General features: G+C 53.8%; 26 protein-coding genes. 15 read left to right on the top strand and 11 right to left on the bottom strand.

Features of this window, described 5'->3' with window-relative positions:
• Window positions 1-6: 6 nt before the first annotated feature.
• From arcD to arcA, 3 genes are read right to left on the bottom strand one after another with little or no spacing between them, the layout of a single operon-like run.
• The gene (gene arcD / locus KNP84_RS13140) at window positions 7-1482 is read right to left on the bottom strand and encodes an arginine-ornithine antiporter (protein ID WP_021065975.1); all 1476 of its coding nucleotides are present in this window, start codon (window positions 1480-1482) and stop codon (window positions 7-9) included.
• A gap of 53 nt (window positions 1483-1535) precedes the next feature.
• Window positions 1536-2564 (bottom strand): ornithine carbamoyltransferase, encoded by a 1029-nt coding sequence (gene argF, locus KNP84_RS13135; RefSeq protein WP_214715651.1) that lies wholly within the window; start codon window positions 2562-2564, stop codon window positions 1536-1538.
• 16 nt (window positions 2565-2580) lie between these two features.
• Window positions 2581-3810: an arginine deiminase gene (gene arcA, locus KNP84_RS13130; RefSeq protein ID WP_215114971.1), complete on the bottom strand. Its 1230-nt coding sequence runs from the start codon at window positions 3808-3810 to the stop codon at window positions 2581-2583.
• Between the two features lie 342 nt (window positions 3811-4152).
• Here arcA and mgtE point away from each other — a divergent pair, with 342 nt between their 5' ends.
• The 6 genes from mgtE to KNP84_RS13100 all read left to right on the top strand — a co-directional run bounded on the left by mgtE (window position 4153) and on the right by KNP84_RS13100 (window position 9968).
• Window positions 4153-5511 (top strand): magnesium transporter, encoded by a 1359-nt coding sequence (mgtE, locus tag KNP84_RS13125; protein WP_214756041.1) that lies wholly within the window; start codon window positions 4153-4155, stop codon window positions 5509-5511.
• A gap of 145 nt (window positions 5512-5656) precedes the next feature.
• Window positions 5657-7438, top strand: coding sequence for a solute:sodium symporter family transporter (locus tag KNP84_RS13120; RefSeq protein ID WP_215114942.1), 1782 nt, complete (start codon window positions 5657-5659; stop codon window positions 7436-7438).
• Window positions 7439-7545: 107 nt separating this feature from the next.
• A complete protein-coding gene (locus tag KNP84_RS13115) occupies window positions 7546-8571 on the top strand; it encodes a serine hydrolase domain-containing protein (RefSeq protein WP_215114941.1) in 1026 nt (341 codons plus the stop codon).
• Window positions 8571-8957: a GNAT family N-acetyltransferase gene (locus KNP84_RS13110; protein WP_214837572.1), complete on the top strand. Its 387-nt coding sequence runs from the start codon at window positions 8571-8573 to the stop codon at window positions 8955-8957. The genes KNP84_RS13115 and KNP84_RS13110 overlap by 1 nt, the downstream gene beginning before the upstream one ends.
• 11 nt (window positions 8958-8968) lie before the next feature.
• Complete coding sequence (locus KNP84_RS13105) at window positions 8969-9673, top strand: SDR family NAD(P)-dependent oxidoreductase (RefSeq protein WP_215114940.1); 705 nt, start codon at window positions 8969-8971, stop codon at window positions 9671-9673.
• An 88-nt stretch (window positions 9674-9761) separates the two neighbouring features.
• The gene (locus KNP84_RS13100; protein WP_021065967.1) at window positions 9762-9968 is read left to right on the top strand and encodes a hypothetical protein; all 207 of its coding nucleotides are present in this window, start codon (window positions 9762-9764) and stop codon (window positions 9966-9968) included.
• Window positions 9969-9987: 19 nt separating this feature from the next.
• Here the strand turns inward: KNP84_RS13100 and KNP84_RS13095 are convergent, their stop codons facing one another.
• On the bottom strand, window positions 9988-10419 hold the full coding sequence (locus tag KNP84_RS13095; protein WP_021065966.1) for a hypothetical protein: 432 nt from the start codon (window positions 10417-10419) through the stop codon (window positions 9988-9990).
• A gap of 146 nt (window positions 10420-10565) precedes the next feature.
• Here KNP84_RS13095 and KNP84_RS13090 point away from each other — a divergent pair, with 146 nt between their 5' ends.
• On the top strand, window positions 10566-11561 hold the full coding sequence (locus tag KNP84_RS13090) for an MDR family oxidoreductase (RefSeq protein ID WP_215114939.1): 996 nt from the start codon (window positions 10566-10568) through the stop codon (window positions 11559-11561).
• Between the two features lie 60 nt (window positions 11562-11621).
• Here KNP84_RS13090 and KNP84_RS13085 read toward each other — a convergent pair whose 3' ends face one another.
• The 4 genes from KNP84_RS13085 to KNP84_RS13070 form a co-directional block, all read right to left on the bottom strand.
• Window positions 11622-11966 carry a YflT domain-containing protein gene (locus KNP84_RS13085; protein ID WP_214754412.1) on the bottom strand — a complete coding sequence of 115 codons (345 nt, stop codon included), beginning with the start codon at window positions 11964-11966 and terminating at the stop codon, window positions 11622-11624.
• A 96-nt stretch (window positions 11967-12062) separates the two neighbouring features.
• The gene (locus KNP84_RS13080) at window positions 12063-13523 is read right to left on the bottom strand and encodes a UDP-N-acetylmuramoyl-L-alanyl-D-glutamate--2,6-diaminopimelate ligase (RefSeq protein ID WP_214837562.1); all 1461 of its coding nucleotides are present in this window, start codon (window positions 13521-13523) and stop codon (window positions 12063-12065) included.
• A 155-nt stretch (window positions 13524-13678) separates the two neighbouring features.
• On the bottom strand, window positions 13679-13879 hold the full coding sequence (locus KNP84_RS13075) for a helix-hairpin-helix domain-containing protein (protein ID WP_215114938.1): 201 nt from the start codon (window positions 13877-13879) through the stop codon (window positions 13679-13681).
• Window positions 13876-14109, bottom strand: a complete 234-nt coding sequence (locus tag KNP84_RS13070) for a hypothetical protein (RefSeq protein ID WP_021065961.1) — start codon at window positions 14107-14109, stop codon at window positions 13876-13878. Before KNP84_RS13070 ends, KNP84_RS13075 begins: the two co-directional genes overlap by 4 nt.
• 129 nt (window positions 14110-14238) lie before the next feature.
• Here KNP84_RS13070 and KNP84_RS13065 point away from each other — a divergent pair, with 129 nt between their 5' ends.
• Window positions 14239-14454, top strand: coding sequence for a hypothetical protein (locus tag KNP84_RS13065; protein WP_215114937.1), 216 nt, complete (start codon window positions 14239-14241; stop codon window positions 14452-14454).
• A gap of 166 nt (window positions 14455-14620) precedes the next feature.
• Window positions 14621-14893, top strand: a complete 273-nt coding sequence (locus KNP84_RS13060; RefSeq protein ID WP_021065959.1) for an RNA polymerase sigma factor — start codon at window positions 14621-14623, stop codon at window positions 14891-14893.
• Window positions 14894-14899: 6 nt separating this feature from the next.
• Here KNP84_RS13060 and KNP84_RS13055 read toward each other — a convergent pair whose 3' ends face one another.
• Window positions 14900-15688, bottom strand: coding sequence for an HAD-IIB family hydrolase (locus KNP84_RS13055; RefSeq protein ID WP_215114936.1), 789 nt, complete (start codon window positions 15686-15688; stop codon window positions 14900-14902).
• 62 nt (window positions 15689-15750) lie between these two features.
• Between KNP84_RS13055 and KNP84_RS13050 the strand changes: the two genes are divergently transcribed.
• From KNP84_RS13050 to KNP84_RS13030, 5 genes are all read left to right on the top strand, one after another.
• The gene (locus KNP84_RS13050; protein ID WP_215114935.1) at window positions 15751-16002 is read left to right on the top strand and encodes a hypothetical protein; all 252 of its coding nucleotides are present in this window, start codon (window positions 15751-15753) and stop codon (window positions 16000-16002) included.
• A gap of 113 nt (window positions 16003-16115) precedes the next feature.
• Window positions 16116-16676, top strand: coding sequence for an RNA polymerase sigma factor (locus KNP84_RS13045; protein WP_214803226.1), 561 nt, complete (start codon window positions 16116-16118; stop codon window positions 16674-16676).
• A complete protein-coding gene (locus KNP84_RS13040) occupies window positions 16673-17386 on the top strand; it encodes an anti-sigma factor (RefSeq protein ID WP_215114934.1) in 714 nt (237 codons plus the stop codon). The genes KNP84_RS13045 and KNP84_RS13040 overlap by 4 nt, the downstream gene beginning before the upstream one ends.
• A gap of 84 nt (window positions 17387-17470) precedes the next feature.
• A complete protein-coding gene (locus KNP84_RS13035) occupies window positions 17471-18382 on the top strand; it encodes a Gfo/Idh/MocA family protein (RefSeq protein ID WP_215114933.1) in 912 nt (303 codons plus the stop codon).
• Between the two features lie 15 nt (window positions 18383-18397).
• Window positions 18398-18583 carry a hypothetical protein gene (locus KNP84_RS13030; protein ID WP_021065953.1) on the top strand — a complete coding sequence of 62 codons (186 nt, stop codon included), beginning with the start codon at window positions 18398-18400 and terminating at the stop codon, window positions 18581-18583.
• Between the two features lie 37 nt (window positions 18584-18620).
• On the opposite strand, the gene KNP84_RS13025 is transcribed toward KNP84_RS13030, so the two are convergent.
• A complete protein-coding gene (locus KNP84_RS13025) occupies window positions 18621-19538 on the bottom strand; it encodes a DMT family transporter (RefSeq protein WP_215114932.1) in 918 nt (305 codons plus the stop codon).
• Window positions 19539-19863: 325 nt separating this feature from the next.
• On the opposite strand from KNP84_RS13025, the gene abc-f reads away from it, so the two are divergent.
• Window positions 19864-21711 (top strand): ribosomal protection-like ABC-F family protein, encoded by a 1848-nt coding sequence (abc-f, locus tag KNP84_RS13020; RefSeq protein WP_215114931.1) that lies wholly within the window; start codon window positions 19864-19866, stop codon window positions 21709-21711.
• 17 nt (window positions 21712-21728) lie between these two features.
• On the opposite strand, the gene KNP84_RS13015 is transcribed toward abc-f, so the two are convergent.
• Entirely contained in the window at window positions 21729-21890 is a 162-nt protein-coding gene (locus KNP84_RS13015; RefSeq protein WP_201455035.1) for a hypothetical protein, read from the bottom strand.
• Window positions 21891-22037 lie beyond the last annotated feature (147 nt).

Raw genomic sequence — 22037 nt, 5'->3', positions numbered from 1 at the left:
CCCCGATCAAAAGACTGAGATATTTCCTGAGACGATGCGCACGACGGCCAAGATGGCGAGCGCGGTCAAGACACCGGCCACAATCCATTCCGTCTTCGTCAACGTCTTGATGCCGTTCTCACGCTGTGCCTTGATATAGAGCAACGTACCTGGTGCGTACAGTAAGGTCGTCAAGAGCAGATAGTCGATTCCAGCCGCATAGATGAGCCAAATCCCGTAAATCGAGGCGACGGCTCCGATGATGAGATCGCGGGTCCGGCGTTCACCGGCGTTGTAGCCGATGCCGTTCTTCGCGACTTTGACTTGATAGAAAGCCGAGAAGACGTATGGAATCAAGATGGCGCTCGAAGCGAGCGAGAAGGCGAAATTATACGCCGCATCCGAGAACAGGAACGTGAAGAGGAACAATTGAATCAATCCGTTCGTGAGCCAGAGCGCGTTGGCCGGCGCGCTGTTTTTATTCTCTTTCGTGAACCATTTCGGGAACACGCCGTCTTTCCCGGCCACGAATGGAATCTCGGCGGCAAGTAACGTCCAACCGAGCCACGCCCCGAGGACAGAGATGACGAGACCGCCGTTGATTAGCATCGCGCCCCACGGTCCGACCGCCGACTCGAGCAAGTACGCCATCGCCGGTTGTGAAGCGTTCGCCACGTTCTCTGGATTCATGAGACCGAGCGACATGATCGAGATGAGCAGATAGATGACGAGTGTCCCGAGCAACCCGATGACCGTCGCTTTCCCGACGTCCGAGCGCTTGCGGGCCCGTCCGGATAAGACGACCGCCCCTTCGACACCGATGAACACCCATAGTGTGACGAGCATCGTCGAGACGACCTGGTCTCTCACACTACCCCATGAGAAACCACCCTGGCCCCAGAAATCGAACGTGAAATTATCGAGATTGAAGAAGAATAAGGTGATGGTGATAAAAGCAAAAATCGGTACGAGTTTCGCAATCGTCGTGATGATGTTGATCATGGATGCTTCATGAATGCCTCGTAAAATGAGCGAATGAACGAGCCACAGCATAATCGAGGCGCCGATGATGGAGGCGATGTTTTGACCGCCTTCGAAGATTGGGAAGAAATAACCGACCGAACTGAACAAGAGCGTCGCATAGGCGACGTTACCAAGCCATGCGGAGAGCCAGTAGCCCCACGCCGAGTTGAACCCCATGAACTGACCGAAGCCGGCCCGGGCGTAACTGTACACCCCGCCGTCGAGGTCTGGACGACGCATCGTCAAATTTTGAAAACTGAGACCGAGTGCGATAATCCCGATTCCGGTGATGACCCACCCAATCAAAATCGCCCCCGCGTTCGCACCTTGGGCCAAATCGGCCGCTAAGTTGAAGGCTCCCCCGCCAATCATCGAACCGACGACGAGTGCCGTCAACGCCCCGAGCCCTAATCGTCGATCCTTTTTCTCCGGTTGTACGCCAGCCGTTCCACTTGAGTCATGCGCTATTTTCGTAGACATTGAACTCATCCCTTTCGTTTAGTACGAACCGGAGGGGAAACCCCTCCCGTCCGTCAGCGTTCAAGCCATTCGTTCGTGTCGGTGAGCGTCGCCGCCATCACAGCTTTAATCGTGTGCATCCGATTCTCCGCCTGATCAAAGACGAAGGAATGACGACTCCGGAACACCTCGTCCGTGACTTCCATCTCGGTCAGACCGTATTCGGCATGGATGGCTCGGCCAACCTCGGTCTCCAAGTCGTGGAAGGCTGGCAGACAGTGAAGGAACATGACGTCTGGATTATTCGTCTTCGTGAGCATGTCCATGTTCACTTGGTAAGGATGGAGCAACTTGATCCGCTCGGCGAATTCTGCCTCTTCGCCCATCGACACCCACACATCGGTGTAAATCACGTCGGCGTCGGCGACCGCTTCATCGATACTCTCGGTCAACGTAATTTTCGCTCCCGTCTCAGCAGCGACCGAGCGGGCAAAATCGACGACCTCATCTGACGGCCAGAGCGATTTCGGCGCGCAGATGCGCATGTCCATCCCGACTTTGGCCCCACCAATCAAGAGCGTGTTGCCCATATTGTTGCGTCCATCGCCGACATAGACGAAGCGAATGCCAGACAACTCGCCTTTCTGTTCTTTGACGGTCAAGAAGTCGGCCAAGATTTGAGTCGGATGATATAAGTCCGTCAACCCGTTCCATACCGGGACACCGGCATCTTTGGCCAAACCTTCGACCGTCTCATGGGCGAACCCACGGAACTGGATGCCGTCGAACATACGTCCGAGCACGATGGCCGTGTCTCGCACCGATTCTTTTTTACCGAACTGGATATCCGATTTCCCGAGGTATTCCGGATGCATGCCGAGATCGATGGCCGCCACAGTAAACGCACAACGCGTCCGTGTCGATGGTTTTTCAAACAAGAGCGCCACGTTCTTCCCTTCACAGATGCGATGCGGGACGCCTTGTTGCTTTTGACGCTTGAAGGCGGCCGATAAATCGATCAAATAGTTCAACTCGTCTCCTGAAAAATCGTTCAATGATAGAAAATGACGGCCTTTCAAATCAAAGTTGTACGTTGTGGACATGCTCGTTTCCTCCTCGTTAAATGTTTTCGCGGATAATCGGACAGCTCATACAGCGTGGACCCCCACGACCACGCGACAGTTCACTCGACATGATTTCGATGACTTCGACGCCCTCGGAACGGAGCAACTCGTTCGAGACGTAGTTGCGGTCGTACGTGACGACGACGCCTGGGGCTATGGCGAGCGTGTTCGACCCATCGTTCCATTGCTCGCGGGCAGCGGCAATCGGGTCCCCGCCCCCACATGGGATTAAGACGATCTCATCGAGACCGAGTGCGGCTTTCAACACGTTCAACAGATCCGTGTGCTGCGTGATGTGAAGTTCGCCTTCGGCGTTCAACGTCAGTTCAAAGATATTCATTTTGCCTCCTGGACCTTGGATGAACGGATGAATCGTGAACTTGTCATGGTCGACCATCGTGAAGACCGTGTCGAGATGCATGAACGCGCGCGACTTCGGAATCTCGATGGCGATGACTTTTTTGAATGTGCCGCCGTTTTTCAACAAGTTGAGGGCGACCCGTTCAATCCCTTGGGCCGTCGTTCGTTCGGAAATCCCGATGGCGACGACTTCCTTCGACAACACGAGCTCGTCCCCACCCTCCATCGCGAAACGATAGTCGCGGTCCGACCAAACCGGGATGTCGTGTTTCGCGAATCGCGGGTGATAGCGCATAATATATTGCGTGAACAACGATTCACGACGACGAGCCGGCTCTTTCATCCGGTTGATGGATAGCCCGTTGCCGATTGCTGCCGCCGGGTCACGGGTGAAGTATAAGTTCGGCATCGGATCGAGATAGAACGGATACGTGTCCTCAATCATCTCGTGTAAGTGGCGCCGTTTTTCGGGCTTAATCTCGGATTTCCGAATCCCGGCCATGACGGTCTCAATCAACTTTTCATTGTCGTAGGCGAGCAAATATTCTTTCAGCGTCTCGTACGAACCGTTGATATTTGATTTGGACTCTGACAAGATATCAGCGACGAAACGTTCACGGACACCCGGCAACGACAACGTCTCAGCCATTAAATTTTCTAGATAAAGCACTTCGACGCCTCGGTTTTGGAGCACGCTCGCAAAGTAATCGTGTTCTTTTTGAATGACTGGAAGATGAGGAATGTCGTCAAACAGGAGTCGTTCCAAATATTCCGGGGTCAAATTTTCGAGTTCGCGTCCTGGACGTTTTAAAAGGACGGTCCTGAGTTCACCAATTTCTGAATACACGTGGATCGGATGTTTCAGCGTAGTATCCCGTGCGGTTTGTTGATCCGTCATCGATATCATCTCGCTTCCTCCTTGTGATTCGGGTGTGTTGCTACCCTTACATTATCAACTTACCCATTTCCACGATGGGCAAGTCCGACGTTTGGACTGTGGTGGATTCCACAGAAAAGTGCATAGATCATGACGTGACATGAATGAACAATCACTCGAGAAACGGTGTGGCCCCTCGAATCGAGAGAAAGTGACGTATACACGCTGTATAGATTGTGAAAAAAATTCATAGCTTTTTTTTGATTTTGTTTGAGACCGCTCAAACTCGTGACATAATATAGACAAATGATGTGAAAAGGAAGTGAGTCGATGGCAATCGAACGTACAGAACGCGCCCGTCATGAAGCCCAAGTGACAGCGCTCATTCAAAAAGGGGACCCGGTCGATTTCCGCGACGTGTTCCTCACCCTCCACCCTGGTGAACAGGCCGACCTGTTCATCGAACTTGAACGTCCGGCCCGTGAGTTCGTCTACGAGGCGTTATCCCCGGAAGCGTTCACCGACTTGTTTGAAAAACTTGAACTGGACGAACAGGAACAGTTCATTCAAGAGATGCCACGTCCGTTCGCCGTACGTGTGTTGAACGATATGTTCTCGGATAACGCCGCCGACTTGATGACCGAGCTCCCAGACGACTTCATGAACGAACTGTTCGAGTTGATGGACGAGACCGAGGCGACCGAGGTCAAAGACTTGATGCGCTATCCGGACGATACGGCCGGTGCCATCATGACGACCGAGTTTATCGTGTTGAAGGCGGACAAGACCGTAGGTGCGACACTCGAAGACTTGCGCGAACTTGGACCGGAAGCCGAGACAATCTATTACCTGTACGTCATCGACACCGATCGCCGGCTCGTCGGCGTCGTCTCGCTACGCGACTTGATCGTCTCCCCGCTCGACGTGCAAATCGCGGACATCATGGGCCGGCGCGTCGTGTCGGCCCACGTCCTCGCCGACCAGGAAGACTTGGCCCGGACCGTTCAGAAGTATGACTTATTGGCCCTGCCTGTCATCGACAGCGAGGACCATCTGCTCGGGATCATCACGGTCGACGATGTCATGGACGTCATCGAACGCGAGACGACCGAGGATTTCGAAGAGCTGTCGGCGACGAAAGGTTCGTCCGACATCAACATGGGACCGGTCGAGGCGGCGATGAAGCGGGCGCCATGGATTATCAGCCTCATGTTCCTCGGGATGATCACTGCGTCGACGATCGGTGGTTTCGAGGACACGCTCGAAACGATCGTCTTGCTCGCCGTCTTCATGCCGCTCGTCATGGGTTCGGCCGGTAACGCCGCCACCCAATCGCTCGTCGTCGCCGTCCGCTCAATCGCGCTCGGGACGATTAATCGAAAGAACGTGTTGAAGATGATTCGTCGTGAGTTCGGGACGGGCGTCTTGCTCGGTCTCGCCTGTATGGTCGTCATCTTCGGCGTCATCACCGTCCTCTATGACAGTGCCTTAATCGGCATAATCGTCGGTCTGTCGATTTTTGCGTCGCTCAGCGTGGCGACCATCGTCGGGACGCTCGTGCCGCTCTTGATCAATCGATTGAAACTCGATCCAGCCGTCGCGTCGGGTCCGTTCATCACAACAGTCGTCGACAATCTCGGCTTAATCATTTATTTCACGGTCGCGACTTCGTTGCTTCGCTTTTTTTGACACCTGACCTCTCAGGTGTCTTTTTTTGTTGTGAGGTTTGTTACAGTTCTTTTACAAAAGAGAAAACGGGAAATAATCATACTTCCTGAAGGGTAGTTATGAAAAAGTACTTATAAATAAGAAGAAGTTGAGGGAGGGAATGTCGTTGACCATTCAACAAGTTGTTTACATATTAATCACAGGGGCCTTATTCATGGGGCTCGTCGCTTACGTCTCTTATCGCATGACGAAAGGGAAAGTCGAGAGTGCCGACGACTATTTCTTGGCAGGACGGGGGCTAACCGGCATCTTTATCGCCGGATCACTCTTATTGACGAACTTGTCAGCCGAGCAGTTGATCGGCTTAAACGGGCAATCGTTCGCCGGCAACATGTCGGCTATGGCGTGGGAAGTCACAGCCGGAATCGCCGCCATCATCATGGCGCTCTTTTTACTGCCACGTTTTCTCGGAATCGGGATTTCGACGATCCCTGAATTTTTGAGCCAACGGTATGACGAGGACGTCCGTCGCTTGACGGTCCTGTTGTTCTTGTTCGGCTATATGTGCGTCACGATCCCATCGATGCTCTATTCCGGCGGATTGGCCGTCCTGCAACTGTTTGACGTCCCGGAATTACTCGGAATCAGCTTCGAGCAGTCGCTCTGGCTCGTCATTTGGTTCATCGGGATTATCGGAGCCGTTTACGCCATTTTCGGTGGTCTCCGCGCCGTCGCCGTCTCCGACACGTTGAACGGGATCGGATTAATCATCATCGGTTTCCTCGTCCCGACGCTCGGCTTCATCGCGCTCGGTGACGGCAACCTCGTCGATGGGATGAAGACGATTGCAACCGAGAATCCAGAGAAACTGAACGCGATCGGTTCAGAGAACGATTCCGTTCCGTTCTTGTCCATCTTCACGGGGATGATTTTTGCGAACTTGTTTTATTGGGCACTCAATCAATATGTCATCCAACGGGCACTCGGGGCGAAGAACTTGGCCGAGGGTCAAAAAGGGGTACTTTTCACCGGTTATTTGAAGTTGCTCGTCCCGATTTTCATGCTGCTTCCAGGGATTATCGCGTTCCATTTGTATGGCACGAACGTCGATAAGGCGGACCTCGCTTATCCGAGCTTGATTGCCGACTTGTTGCCGATGTGGCTCATGGGCTTCTTCCTCGCCGTCTTGCTCGGTGCCGTGTTCAGCTCGTTCAACTCGTTGCTCAATAGTATCGCCACCTTGTTCGTGCTTGATATTTATAAGCCGAAGTTCAAACCGGACGCGTCTGACAAAGATTTGATTCGCGTCAGCAAATGGTTCGGGACGTTCGTCGCGCTCGTCTCGTTCTTCGTCGCTCCGAACTTGATGTACGCACCGGACGGACTGTGGGACTTGATTCGCCGCTTCACCGGTTTCTTCAACATCCCGATTCTCGTCATCGTCTTAATCGGGATGCTCGTGAAGCGCGTACCGCCGATTGCCGCGAAACTCGTCATCGGCTTCCACGTCGTCACGTATTACTTCCTCGTCTGGGGAACGGAGCAGTGGTTCGGCTTCGACCTTGGCATCAACTTCATTCACATTTACGGGATTTTGTTCGTCCTCGAAACGACCATCATGCTCGTGTTCGCAAAAGTTCGACCGATGCAACACATCAATCCGATTCGCATCGATCTTGGCCGCGTCAAGCCATGGCGTCATGCAATTTCGACTTCCATCATCCTTGTCGCGTCGATGATTTTCGTCTACTTCGTCTTCTCACCGATCGGTCTCGCCTACGCGGACGGGATCGTCTCGAGCTGGTTCTGGCCGGCGACCGTCGCCTTGTTCGTTGTGACGGGTGGCCTCGTTTGGGCGTCCTATCGCTACTGGCTCCCGAAATATGAGGCTTACTTGACGAATCTCGGTACGACAGACACTGACCGTGAAGAAGCGATTGGTGAATAATCAGCGTCTCCTCCGTCTTTGACGGAGGAGACATTTTTTTGTGTGGTTAGGGATTGATTGGCCGTATGCTATGCTAAAAACACTAGACAATCTTTCGGAGGTGCCCGATGAACAAGCTTTTGCACGACGACTTTACTGACCTTCCCATTAAACCTGATTTTTCTGGATCGACGCTCGTCATGCGACAAGACGACATCCTGTTCGACCATCAACAAGGTTATGCGAATCGTGCGGAACGAATCGAAAATCGAACGTCGACCCGATTCGGTATCGCTTCGGGCTGTAAGTTATTCACGGCCATCGCCGTCTGCCAGCTCATCGAACAAGGCAAGTTGGCATTTACATCGACGCTCGGCGAATGCCTCACCATCGATTTTCCAACGTTCGATCCGGCCGTGACAGTCGAACAGTTGCTCACTCACACGTCCGGCATCCCAGATTATTTCGACGAGTCTGTCATGGACGATTTTGAGGAATTGTGGCAGCAACGTCCGATGTATCACATCAGGCAGCTACGTGACTTTCTCCCAATGTTCCAGCACGAGCCGATGCGACAAGAACGGGGCGTGTTCCAATACAATAATGCCGGTTATATCCTGCTCGGCCTCATCATCGAGCAAGCGAGCGGGTTGATGTTCTCGGACTATATCGAACAGTTCGTGTTCAAGCCGGCCGACATGAACGATTCGGGGTACTTCTCGCTCGATGCCTTGCCGGCGAATACGGCGCTCGGGTATATCGACAACGCTGACGGCTCGTGGCGGACGAACCACTATTCGATTCCCGTCAAAGGCGGAGCGGACGGCGGCGCGTTCGTGACGGCACAAGATATGACCAAACTTTGGAGCACCTTGCTCGCTCATCGCCTACTTGGCGAGGAGATGACATCACGACTGCTGACTCCTCATGTGAAGGTAAACGATAAAGGCGTACATTATGGCTATGGTCTGTGGATTCAACTGGATGCGAATCGACACGTGTTCAAATATCATGTCATGGGCTATGACCCCGGCGTCAGTTTTCATTCTGCGTACTACCCGGCCACAGACATCGTCTCGGTCGTCTGTTCGAACGAGTCAGATGGTGCGTTCGACCTCATGAAAGCCATTGAAATGAAAGTAGGTGAAGGTTGATGGTCATTCGTCCTTATGAAGAATTTGATTTTGAACAGATTCAAGCATTGAATGAAGCGGAAGGTTGGAGTCAACTCGTGCGACAACATGACTTGACGAAACAGGCGTGGCGGCAATCGAACGTTGCCTATGTCGTCGAGTCAGAAGGACTGGTGATTGCCTACTTGCGTGGGTTGACCGACACAACCGTGAGCCTGTACGTGTGCGAACTGCTCATCGCGGCCTCGCACCGTCGCCTCGGGATTGGCGAGCAGTTGTTGTCACACGTCCATGCGCTCTACCCTGAGACGCGTCTCGAGATGCTCGCGAGTGCTTCATCCCACACGTATTACGAAAAACTGAACTTCCGTCCGTTTTACGGGTACCGGAAGACGATTCACGAATAGGAGGAGCTGTCATGAAACTAGCCATCGTGACCGGTGCGTCGCGCGGTCTCGGCCGTGCCATCGCCGAGGAATTATTGAAGCGGGATTACGAGGTCGTCAATTTTTCACGGACGCAGGCGACCGATGCCTCGTTCCGTCACGTCGAGGTCGATTTATCTGATCCGACAAGTACACTGGCCGCGCTCGAACACGTGAAGCCACTCATCGAGACGGCGACATCCTTGCTCGTCGTCCAAAACGCAGCCTTGATTGAACCGATTCATCGGGCCGGTCAATTGGACGCCGCGCAGCTAATCGCCCACGTCCAAGCCAACCTGCTCGCCCCGATGCTCTTGACGAATGCGGTGCTCGCGTACGACCTGCCCGTCTCGCTCATCCACGTGACCTCTGGGGCCGCCAAGCGCCCCATCTCGGGCTGGAGTGCCTATTGTGCGACGAAAGCCGGACTCGATCATTTCACCGAGACGGTCGCCCTTGAATTGACCGGTACGAACGATAAGGTCGCCTTGTTCAACCCAGGCGTGATGGACACCGCGATGCAGGCAAACATCCGGGCCTCATCAGAAGACGCGTTCCGTGACGTGGAACAGTTCCGTTCTTACGTGACAGAAGGCCGATTGCGCACCCCGGAGACCGTCGCCCATATCTTGGCGGAACACTTACTAGACGAGCCGTTCGAGAATGGCAAGACGTATTCTGTATATGACCTCGCTTGATTTTTGACCTGGTATAAAATTCAGTCACCCTTTTCTTACTAGACCGCCTACACTAAAGGCAGACGAAACAAGAAAGGATGACTTAATCATGAAAACGATTGCAGGAGGATTATTATTTTTCGGCTTGTTCAGTCTGACGCTGTCGTTCACGATGATTGGAGATACCGCCATCGTCGGCGCGTTAGTGAGCGGTGTCGCCGTCTTGTGTGGGGTCGGGCTCTGGTTCGGCGCGACGGAACTGACACGCATCCGTGCCTCATTCCTCGACAACAAAAAAACGTCTTTCCCTGAATGAGGGAAAGACGTTTTTGGATTCATTGATTGTCTTCGTCTTCGTAATCATCATCCACGTATTCTTCGAAATCATATTCTTCGAAGTCCGCTTCGTCGATGAAGATGTCGCGGTCATTGACGACGTGAATCGGACCGTTGGCCACATCGATTCGAATCGTCCATGCCCATGGAATGCGCAATCGGCTATAAACGCCTGTCCAGAATTCCATCGATTCTTGCTCGTATCGCTCGAACTCTGCCAGCAACTCTTTAAAAGTGATTCCTGACAACTGGAAGTTTGAGTCTTGGATTCGCTCAAGCGCATTATGCGTCGCCTCGAGCTCCGCCGCACGTACCATTTCTTCGGCCGTAGCCATCTCAAGAATGGTTCCATCCGGTGGCAGAATGTCGTATACGTTAAACAATTCGCCTTCTTCTACTTCTTCATCAAACTCATAGTCGTCGTGCCGCATGCTTCATTCCTCCTCACTCTAGTTGAATCTCTTTCATTGTACCATTCCACTCCCTGTTAGAACGAAACATTCGTGTATATATTTTGGCAGGTGGGGAATGATAACAAAGGAATAGAATACGTATCAGCGAAAGGGGCCAATTGACCATGAACGAATCATTTCAAGCACTCGTCCTCGACAAAAAAGACGACCGTCTCCATTCCACGGTGACCGACGTCAAATTCGACGCCCTTCCGAGAGAAGAAGACGGCAACGTCCTCATCGAAGTCCATTATTCAGCGCTCAACTACAAAGACGCTCTCGGGCTGACCGGATCCGGCAAAATCGTCAGTCATTATCCGTTCATCCCCGGGTGCGAGTTCGTCGGGAAAGTCGTTGAATCCGACCATCTCGATTTCAAAGCCGGCGACGATGTCATTGCGACCGGTTTCGGCATCGGCGAACGACATTTCGGTGGCTTCAGCCGTTACGCTCAAGTCCCTGGGAACTGGCTCATCAAACTACCGCAAGGCATGGCGCTGCGAGATGCAATGACAATTGGAACGCCAGGACTTACCGCCATGTTCGCTGTCGAGGCGCTCGAACACGAGGGTGTGCATCCTGGTCAAGAAGTACTTGTGACCGGTGCTTCCGGGGGAGTCGGCAGTTTTGCCATCGCCTTGCTCCACAAGCTCGGCTACCACGTGATTGCCTCGACCGGCAAACAAGATCCGGCGTATTTGCGTGACCTCGGTGTCGAGAACGTGATGGCCCGAAGTGAGCTCGAAGGACCGTCCCGTCCGCTTGATGAACAGCGGTTCGATGCTGCCATCGACTCGGTCGGAGGCGAGACGCTCGGTAATATCCTCAGCCGAACGCGCTACGAAGGGACCGTCGTCGCGTGTGGGCTTGCCGGTGGCCATGAGCTCCACACGACCGTCTATCCGTTCATCTTACGAGGCGTACGGCTCATCGGCATCGATTCGGTCATGCAACCGATCGCCCGTCGCGTGAAAGCGTGGGAACGGCTCCATGAGCTGGTCGACACACGCGTGCTGAACCATATGGTCCATGAGATTCCGCTGCACGACGTCCCGCGTCACGCCGAGGCGATGATGCGCGGCGAACTGAGCGGCCGGACCGTCGTCCGCATCCACGACTAAAATAAACAGGGCTGAATCCTTCGATTCAGCCCTGTCTCTGTATTCTCCATGGTGGTGGAATTATAACGTGAATCCGGCTGGTGCGTCTTTGACGACGACAATCACCTTGCCTTGATCTAATTTCTTCTCGAGTTGATCCGCTTCGGTCGATGAGAAACCGAGCTGTTCGAACTGGGCTCGGAGTTCGTCCCCTTTTTTACGGAACAAGTTTTTCGCGGCCGTCCCCAGGCCGACGTCCGATGCCGTCACCGTATTCGCATCGGCGTTATCGGCCACACGGTCGGTCCGGTCATCGTCGTGGGTGACGACATAAATGTGCTTGTCCTCAATCCCTTTCGCTTTCATCGATTGAATGGCGGTCACAACTTCTTCATCGTTTGTAAACTCTTTGTACAAAACTGACATGTCTGTTCTCCTCCTTCGATAGCGTTACATGAATAGTTATTACCTTCTTTTCCTAAAATGACACATTAAAAAACGATGACAATTGTCATCGTTTCGTTAAACGGCCGGTTCTTGGCCCTTCAATTTTTTTAATTCATCGAGCAGGATGTCTGATTCGTTGAAAGGAATCGACTCTCGGCCGACGCGTTCGACGTGGTCATGCCCTTTTCCGACGACGACAATCCGTTTGCCGTCGAACGCTTGTTGCGCCGCGTGGCGCAGGGCGTCCCGTCGTTCCTCGAACGTCACGTAATGTGTGTTCGCGTCAATCCCTTCAAGTAGCCCGTCGATGATTTGCTTCGGGTCTTCCGTGCGCACGTCATGCACTGTCACAATCAAGTCGTTCGAATAACGACTCGCGATGCGACCCATCTCCGCCCGTTTGGTCGGATCCCGGTCGCCCGCCGCACTCAACACGACAACAAGTTCACGTTCCCCTTGCTGAAGCGTCGACAGACACTTCTCGAGGCCGTCAGGCGTATGGGCATAATCGAGATAAATCTCGGCGTCTTCCGTATCGAGTCGTTCGAGCCGCCCTTTCGGAAGCGTGAGACCCGGCACGTTGGCGATGATTGAACGCAGCATCAGTTCCGATGTGGAGACGAGACCGATGGCCGCGGCCAAGTTGGCCGCATTGAAGGCGCCCATGAAGCGGACCGGGGCCTCAATCGTCAGCGCGTTCATTTTGACGACGACCGTCTGGTCATGCCAGATGACTTGAATATCAGCCGGTACGTCGGCATGCGTGCTGTACATAATGCGCCGACGAGTCGGAGCAAACGCGGCCATCGTTTTGCTGGCCGGGTCTTCGGCGTTCAACACGATGGCATCTCCGTTCGTCGTCTCGACTTGTTCGAACAATCGGGCTTTGGCTCGGGCGTACTCATCCATCGAGCGATGATAATCCAAATGGTCATGCGTCAAGTTCGTGAACGCCGCCGCGTGAAACCGCACTCCCTCGACGCGTCCTTCCATCATCGCATGCGAGGAGACCTCGACGACACAATCGGTCACGCCGGCATCGGCCATCTCGGCCAGCAAACGATGTAAGACGACAGCCTCAGGCGTCGTATTTGGTGTGTTTAATGTTTGATCTTTATAACGTGCTCCAATCGTGCTGACAATTCCGACCGGTCGGCCGGACAGACGAAATAAATCATATGTCAATGTCGCGGTCGTCGTCTTCCCGTTCGTACCGGTGACACCGTAAATGCGCATCCGATGTGAGGGATGGTCATAAAAGGCACTGGCCACCACGCCGGCTGTCCGCTTCGTGTCCGCGACGACAAGGTTCGGCACCTCAAGGTCAAGCGGGTATTCCGAGATGACAGCAACCGCTCCTTTGGAGACGGCGTCCTCAGCGAATTCATGTCCGTCCACCGTATAGCCGCGGATACAGATAAATAAATTCCCTGGACTGACCTTTCTGGAATCTGTCTCAATTCCGGTCACCCATGGATCGCGTTCGATGTCATCCATCTCATTTCCTAGAATGGCGGATAAACGTTTCGTCCTCATGCTGTGTACTTCCTTTCTCATGGGTGTCGCTAGGTTCGCAAACCTTATCGTCATGGTACTAGATATTAGGCTGTAATGGAGATGACAAATATATTACTTCCCTTTTTACGTGCGATACAATCGCCCAACCAAAAAATTCCTAGTCCAGGACGGGACTAGGAATGTATTTCGCTGTCGGTGAACCGAAGTCCTTGCTCGTGAAGCGCGGTTTCCAAGATTCGCAGCACACTTGGCCCGACCCCATGCAAGGCCGCAATCTCTCGTTTCGTATACGTGGCCAACTGTTCAATCGTATCGATATAGGCGGCCCGAAGCGCCCGTTCGGCCGGTGCCGAACATTTTGGAAGTGGCGTCATCCGATTCCCTCCTCTCGTCCTGAGGCACGTTCAATCGTCGGGAGACAGGCGAGGACACGTTCCATACAAAATGTTCGACGCGCTTGTTTGTTTACGTCCCAGGCGACGAGTCGATCGCCTTGCAGCTTCATCAGCTTGACACGTCGCTTCGAAATGACCCCGTTCCGATCGATATACATCATTTCCACGACCCGTCCGTTCCGCATCCAACGCATGACTTCTTGCCTCATCTGATCTCCCTCCTTTGTTACTCTTAGTATACAGAACATTTGTTCGTAATTCCAGTCTGGAGGTGTGTGTTCGCACAATTTCACGTATGCTAGAAGAAACGAATGTTTCGTGAAAGGGGTATACCCAATATGACCTATTTGCTGTTGGCCGTTTTGGCCATCGTCCTATTCATCTCCATGATTTATGCCGCCAAAGCCTTACCGAATTTACGAAATGTCTTATTCAACCGCGGCAGCCTGTTCGGTCAAGACACCGAGACCATCACGTGTCCGAACTGTAAAAAAACGTTCAAACGGTCCGGTGGGAACACACAGACATGCCCGCACTGTTATACGTCGTTTTAACTACAAAACAGCCAACATTCCGCTCATCAGCGGAACGTTGGCTGTTTTTGAATGTGCTCGAATCGGAAAGTAACCGTTTACGTTCACCCCATAAGTGAAATAAGAAGGTTACGTCATTTGCCCGCAACCCAACCACGAGAGAGTTCTCATTCTGAAGGAGTCCACCATGTCATTCATATCCGATCACGATTTATACGCACGCATGTTAAACCGCGACACGTCCGCGCTCGAACTGTTGTACGACCGCTATGAGCGCATCTTATACTCGCTCGCCCTCCGCTTGACGACGCGAGCCGACTTGGCCGAGGCTGTCCTATCCGAGGTATTCACCGAGCTTTGGAAGCATCGTCTGCCGCTCGATTTGACGACCCATCGGCTGAGAACCCATTTGTTCGAACGTGTGGAGACCGCAGCGCTACGTCTAGTTACGAGCGCTTAAACCCGTCTACCGCACCGCTCGATGTAACACTTCTAGAATCCCATCCGCATACATGCCCTCGGTGACACGACCATGTGCTCGTTTGGCTTCTTCCGTCCCGTTGCCGAGTACATAACCGTTGCCGACATATCGCAACATCCCTAAATCGTTCCCGCTGTCACCGAACGCGAAGGCGTGCTCGGTCTGAAACATATATCGGTCGCACACGTAGTCAACTGCAGCGATTTTCCCCGCCCCTTGTGGGATGAAATCGATATCGTAGGCACCTGCTGGATCCCCGGCGAGCGGGTTGCAGCGACTGACATTGACCGCAATTCCGAAATCACGGGCGCTCGAACGAATGTGCTCGAGCTCATCCTCGCTCTCGCCGAAGTAATAATAATTGTGCATCCAGCCGCTTGTGCCAAGGTTCGTCTGTGGTTCAATCGTGAGTGTTCGCCCTAGCCTGTCGACGACTTGGGTGACGCGGTCTGAAAAGTCATCGGGAAACCGCGACGAATAACCGGAATCGAGCTCCAGTTGTCCGGACGCTGTCACTTGATACAGCTCTGTCCCGAGACTCGCCGCAATCCGGTGCGGGAAATAACGCATGTCTGCCCGTGCCATTTTTTCTCGAATCGTTTCAAGTGAACTCCCCGTCACCCACATCGTCGAGAACCGATGTGAGTGCAAATCGAGAAAGTCTTCAAGTTGGCGCAATCGCTCCAACTGGTCAACAGAGCAAGCATGCGGAAAATACGTCTCATCAAAATCAAAACAGACGAGCACCCGTCCCTCGCTAGTAAATCGTTTCATGGTCATCCTCCTTGTGTCGTCATACCCCATCTCGTATAGTAAAAGAGAAAGGACGTGGCATCATGAAAAATCGATTAAGCCGTTACTACTGTCAGTATAGCGGAATCGTGATCGGGTTCGGGCTCGTCTTCACCTTTTTGTTTGGGGTCCGGTCCTATTCGGTCTGGCAACAATGGCTCCCGAGCGGCTCGGCGCTTCTCGTCACTTTGTTCACAGCAACGCTGTTCAGTTACGTGACCTACCGCCTGCTCAGCGCCTTGAATCTACGCCTGTTCCGCCGTATCGGAGGGATGACGTCCAGTTGTTCCCGTTAGACGCGGGGAAATCTTGACTGTTCACAAAATAGTCACGTCAAATAGGCATCCATTTTACGGTTTCATCCGTTAGATCAATACAAGGGATTCCCTTATGTGTAAAGGAGCAAGCCATGACTGATATTGAATTGTACGAGCGTGTCAGGCAAAAAGACAAACAAGCGCTCGAGACACTTTATGACCGCTATGAACGAATCCTCTACGCGTTCGTCATGCAGTTGACGAAAGACCGCGACCTCGCCGAAGAAGCGATGCAAGAAGTATTCATCAAGCTATGGCGCGGTGGCGGCGTGTATGATGAGACAAAAGGAAAATTCAAATCGTGGCTGTTCACGATGAGCCGTCACGTCACAATCGACTTGATTCGCAAACGAAAACCTGACCTGCAACTGGATGAGTCCTACGCGGAAGCCATCCCGTCCCCGGCCCCGTCCGTCGAGACCGAGGTCGAATGGCAAGAAGAGCGGACCCAAATCGAGACGGCGATGGCCGAACTGCCGGCCGAGCAACAACAAGTCGTCCGTCTCATGTACTTCCAAGGGCTCAGCCAACAAAAGATTGCCGATACGTGCGGCATCCCGCTCGGTACTGTAAAAGGAAGGATTCGATTAGCGTTGAAACAGTTACGAAGGCATTTATCCCATGATTTGAATGATAAGGAGGTGGAACGATGAACGCTTGTGACCAATTGATCGATTATTTCAACCAGCATTTGACAGAAGACGAACGCATCCGGTTTGAAGCGCATCTCGCGACATGTCAAACATGTCAAGAAGAGCTCGAACAACTCGAGGCCCTCGTCGGCGGCGTCGCGTTCCTCTCTGAACCGGCTGAACCGCCAAGCGGGATGAAGGCACGCATCCTCGACAACGTGTTCGCAGAAGACAAGACGGAGACGGAGTCGAAGCAAGACGAACCGACCCCGATCACACCGTTCACAACCACGAAGAAGAAACAGAAGACGCCATGGGGGGCGCTCGCTCTCGCGGCCGCACTCATGCTCTCCTTGATCGGGAACGGCTATCTGCTCTTGAACCAAGATGATCCGAGCGGAATCGCCTTGACCGAGACCGTCCCGCTCGAAGGCGAATCGGAAGGCGTGGCTTACCTCGCCGAACAGGACGGCCAGCGCCAGCTCATCGTCCAGACGAACGGACTCGATGCGCTCGAAGCGAACGAAGTGTATCAAGTTTGGTTGTTAAAAGACGGCTCGCCGATTCCGACCGGGGCGTTCGTCACGGACGACAAAGGGAACGGGACCGTCATCTATACGCTCGATTCGACCGAATCAGAGATGGACTGGGATACCGTTGCTGTCACGAAAGAACCCGAACGGGGCAACACGGCACCCGAGGGCGACATCGTGCTCAGTGCCAGCCTATAAGCAAGGACCGAATGACCTGACGCACCGCGCGTACGTGTCATTCGGTTCTTTTTTCGTTATGATGATAGAAAAGGAGTGGTACATATGCGTCAGCCTAAAATTGGTGTCGTCGGTCTCGGCGGCATCGCTCAGAAAGCGTACTTACCGATTTTAACGAACAGCACGTCGTTCGAACTCGTCGGTGCCTATTCCCCGACCGTCGCCAAACGTGAGGCGATCTGTCGGGCCCACCGGATGGAATCATTCACGGGACTGCCCGAGCTCGCGGCAGCCGTCGACGCGGCGTTCGTCCACAGTTCGACCGAGACGCATTTCGACGTCGTCTCTTATCTGCTCGCAAACGGTGTCGATGTGTATGTCGATAAACCACTCGCTGCGACAATCGAACAGGCGGAACGTCTCGTCGAGCTGGCCGAGCAGACGAACCGGAAGCTCATGGTTGGCTTCAATCGCCGGTTCGCCCCGATGTATCAGCACGTGAAAGCAGCAGCCCCATTCCACACGCTCGACTTCGTCAAGCATCGCGGGGACGGATTGCGCGGCCACGACTATCAGTTCACATTGCTCGATGACTATTTGCATGTCGTCGACACGCTCCGGTACTTCGCCGGAAGCGAGTTGCGCTTAGTGACGGGCCAAATCGCGACGACCGAGGCGAACGGTCTCCACTTCGCGCGCCATATCTGGCAAGACGAGCACGGACTGCACACGACGTCGATGCACCGTAAAGCCGGGACGAATCATGAAGGACTCAGCGCCATCCGCGACGGACTGCGCGTGACGGTCGATGAGATGGTGACGCTTCAACGGTTCGAGCACGGCGCCCATTCAACGAAGACGTTCGGGTCATGGGACACGCTCCTGACCCAACGAGGCTTCCAAGGGGCAATCGACCACTTTATATCGGCAGTGACCGAGGATACAGCCATCATGACGGACGGTCGTGAGGCGCTCCTCACACAACAGCTGGTGACGGATTTGTTCGGCTCACACTAAAAGGAGGCGTATCAAATGGATTTCTTTTTCTACATTATGGTCATCGTCGTCGTGTCCATCGCCGCAGATACATTTAATAAGACACGGAAGGCGCGTTTAGAAGAACTTCGACTCAAAATCGAGCAAGAGAAACTCGCGATTCAGCGGCTCGAACTCGAGATGAAGCGCGACGAAGACAAACTCGATCATCACGGATTTTAAAAAGACGATCGGCCCAGAGCGGGTCGGTCGTCTTTGGTTATAAGATATGGCGCTCCTCAGCTTGACGTGTCTCGCGGACACGCTTTTGCCGTCGCTCGTCGAGTGTCGACCACGTGACGGCCATGACGATACAGGCGGCGCCGATAAAGAAGTTGCGGTCGAGTCGTTCGTCGAGGACGAGCCAGCCGAGGTAACCCCCGACGAGCGGTTGGAAGAAGAAGAACAGCGAACCGACGCTCGCATCCATGAGTTCGAGCCCTTTGTTCCAAAAGAAGAACGCCCCGGCTGTCGAGATGATGCCGACATACAATACGCTCATCCACAGCACCATGGTCATATTCGGTAAGCCGGATGCGGCCACTTCCACTCCCATGAGCGGCGTCATCAACACGAAGGCGATACCGATGGCGAACGTCGTGATCGTCAACGACGACATCGTCTCGGATGCGATTTTCACATAGATGGACATGAGCGCCCACGTGACGGCCGCACCGACCAAGACGAGGCTCCCGATGAAATACGTGCCTTCGACGTGCCAACCGACAACGATGATGACACCGAGCGTCGCCAACAGGAGTGACCCGATTTTGACAGGTGTGAGCCGCTCTTTCAAGATGACTCGGGCGAAAATCACCATGAACGCCGGTGTCGCCGCCGTGACGAGCGATCCCGTATGGGCGTCGGATAGTTTCGTGCCAATGAACTGAAACGAAATCGAGGCAACGTATCCGATGACGCCGACGAGCGCAATCCATTTCCAGTCGCGTCGACCGATTTGCTCGCGCCCGAACGCCCACCACATCGCGAACAGGACGACAAACGCGACGGCATAGCGCATCCAGATGAGCGTGAACGGTTCGATATAGCCGAGCGCATATTTACTGACGACGTACATCCCGCCCCAAATACTGGCGGCGAGCGTTAAACTGATGGCACCGAGCCATTCCTTGCGCATGGCGTCCCTCCTTCCTGATGTCTAAACAATACGACATCGGTCCTCGATATTCCTGTCCCCTAGTTGTCGAACAAGCCGAAATCGCTTACAATGAGCGTAATGATGATAGAAAGGAGGGAGAAAGGTGAACTTTGTCGGACGTACGCATTGGTCAACAGAACATTTGTACATTTTGCGTGCGATTTTTCACGATGTCGCATAATCACAGGACCCGTCTGTCCTTTTTTAGACATTGCTGAAATACGACAAAGCGCCTCTCTCTCTTGCCGAGCGCTTCTTTGCGCTCGGCTTTTTTGATAGGCCTCTACTTTAGGAGGAACCACTCATGTTAATCGAGTTACAACACATCCAAAAACAATTTGGCGGTCATGCCGTCTTGACCGATGCCAATCTTCATGTGAACGCCGGCGAACGAATCGGGCTTGTCGGGCGAAACGGGAGCGGCAAGACGACGCTTCTGCGTCTCATCGTCGGTGCCGATTCGCCAGACGAAGGGACCATTTATCGCAAGCAACGGTTACACATCGGCTATTTGGCCCAAATCCCGGCCCATCCCGGTAAATCAGGTCGAGACGTGCTCTACACCGCGTTCGCCGAGTTGACGCGACTCGGTGACGAGATGCGACAGCTCGAGGAACAGATGGCCTCAAATGACGACATCGACGCGCTGCTCGAGACGTACGGTACCTTGCAGACGCGCTATGAGAACGGTGGCGGGTACGTCATCGATTCAAAAGTGAACGCGATGATCGACGGGCTGCGCCTGACCCGCTTCGTCGACCGACCGTTCGATACGCTCAGTGGCGGCGAACGGACCAAAGTCGGCCTCGCCTTGGCATTGCTCCAAGAACCGGAACTGCTCATCCTGGACGAACCGACGAACCATCTCGATTTAGAGGCGATGGCTTGGCTCGAGACGTTCCTGCGTGAAAGTCCGTCCACGTTACTCCTCGTCTCGCACGACCGCGTCTTTCTCGATGCAGTCGCCACGCGCATCGTCGAGTGCGAGGACGGGAAATTGACGAGTTTTGACGGCAATTACAGCGCGTTCGTTGCGCAAAAAGAAAAACGATTGCTCGATCAGTTCCACGCCTACACGGAGCAACAAAAGAAAATCAAGAAGATGAAAGAGACGATTCGCCAGCTTCGGCAATGGGCGAACGAGGGCAATCCGCCGAACGAGAAATTTTACCGCCGTGCCAAATCGATGGAGAAGGCGCTCGCCCGCATCGAGACGATTAAGCGCCCTCGCCTCGAAGCCGTCCAACCGGACATCCAGTTCACAGCGAACGGACGGACCGGCCGTGATGTGTTCGAGGCGACCGATGTGACCGTCAGTTACGATCGGACCATCTTCGAGCACGTGTCGTTCTACACCGGTCACGGGGAGCGTGTCGCCATCGTCGGTCCGAACGGGAGCGGTAAATCGACACTGTTGAAAGTGTTACTCGGTCAACTCGAACCGACGACGGGTACGGTAAGACGAGCGGAACGGGCCCGCATCGGCTACTTGTCCCAACACATCGACTTCGAGGACTCCCACCGGCTCATCGAGGCGTTCCGCGACCGGATTGCCGTCGACGAGGGAAAGGCCCGTCAACTGTTGGCCCAATTCCTCTTCTATGGTGCGAGCGTCTTTAAACCGGTCAAAGATTTGAGCGGTGGCGAGAAGATGCGGCTCATGCTCGCCATTCTCATGCATGAGGATGTGAACGTGCTCGTCTTGGACGAACCGACGAACCACCTCGACATTGAAGCACGCGAAGCGCTTGAAGACGCGCTCGATCGTTTCACCGGAACGCTCGTCGCCGTCTCGCACGACCGCTACTTCTTGAACAAACTGTTCCCCGTCACCTATTGGCTTGACGTTACAGCGACACGTTTCCCGGGAAATGTCACGTATGCGCTCGAAAAACGCCAGTACGAACCGGAAGCAGTCGTGGAGGTACCGAAGAAAACGAAATCAACAGAAGCGACCGTGACGGCGGTCGAGGCTCGAGACATCTCGGCGGATGAGGCTCGTCTGTCTGCGCTTGAAGAAGCGCATCAGGAACTTCTTCATCAGATGAATAAGACGAACGACCTCACCGAGCTGATGACGTTGCAACACCGGGCCGATGTCCTCCAAGCTGACATCGACACGCTGCTTGACCAACTCCTAGAATCGATGTAATGAAAAACGACGCCGGCTTAACGGCGTCGTTTTTGTTCGAACCAAGATTGAACGAGAAACCCGGTCACACCGAGCGCCATCAAAAAATAGGGCACGATCCGTGGGACTCCGCCTGCTTCTCCCATCGTCGTCAGAATCACTCCGCTCACGAACGTCCCGAGCCAATAAATCTTTGGCATACCCTCACTCCTCTACAACTTTCCTCTACGTCTGCTACTCGACCAAGATCCAGCAACTAACGCGACTTGCAGCAACAACTTGCGATTCATTATAACATTTCAGGCGACACGGGTACCCTCGTACGTGTACGGTTTAACGTCCGCGGA

The organism is Exiguobacterium sp. s70 (genome assembly GCF_018618315.1).
GTDB classification, from domain to species: Bacteria; Bacillota; Bacilli; order Exiguobacteriales; family Exiguobacteriaceae; genus Exiguobacterium; species Exiguobacterium chiriqhucha.
This window is presented reverse-complemented; position numbering and strand designations above follow the sequence as displayed.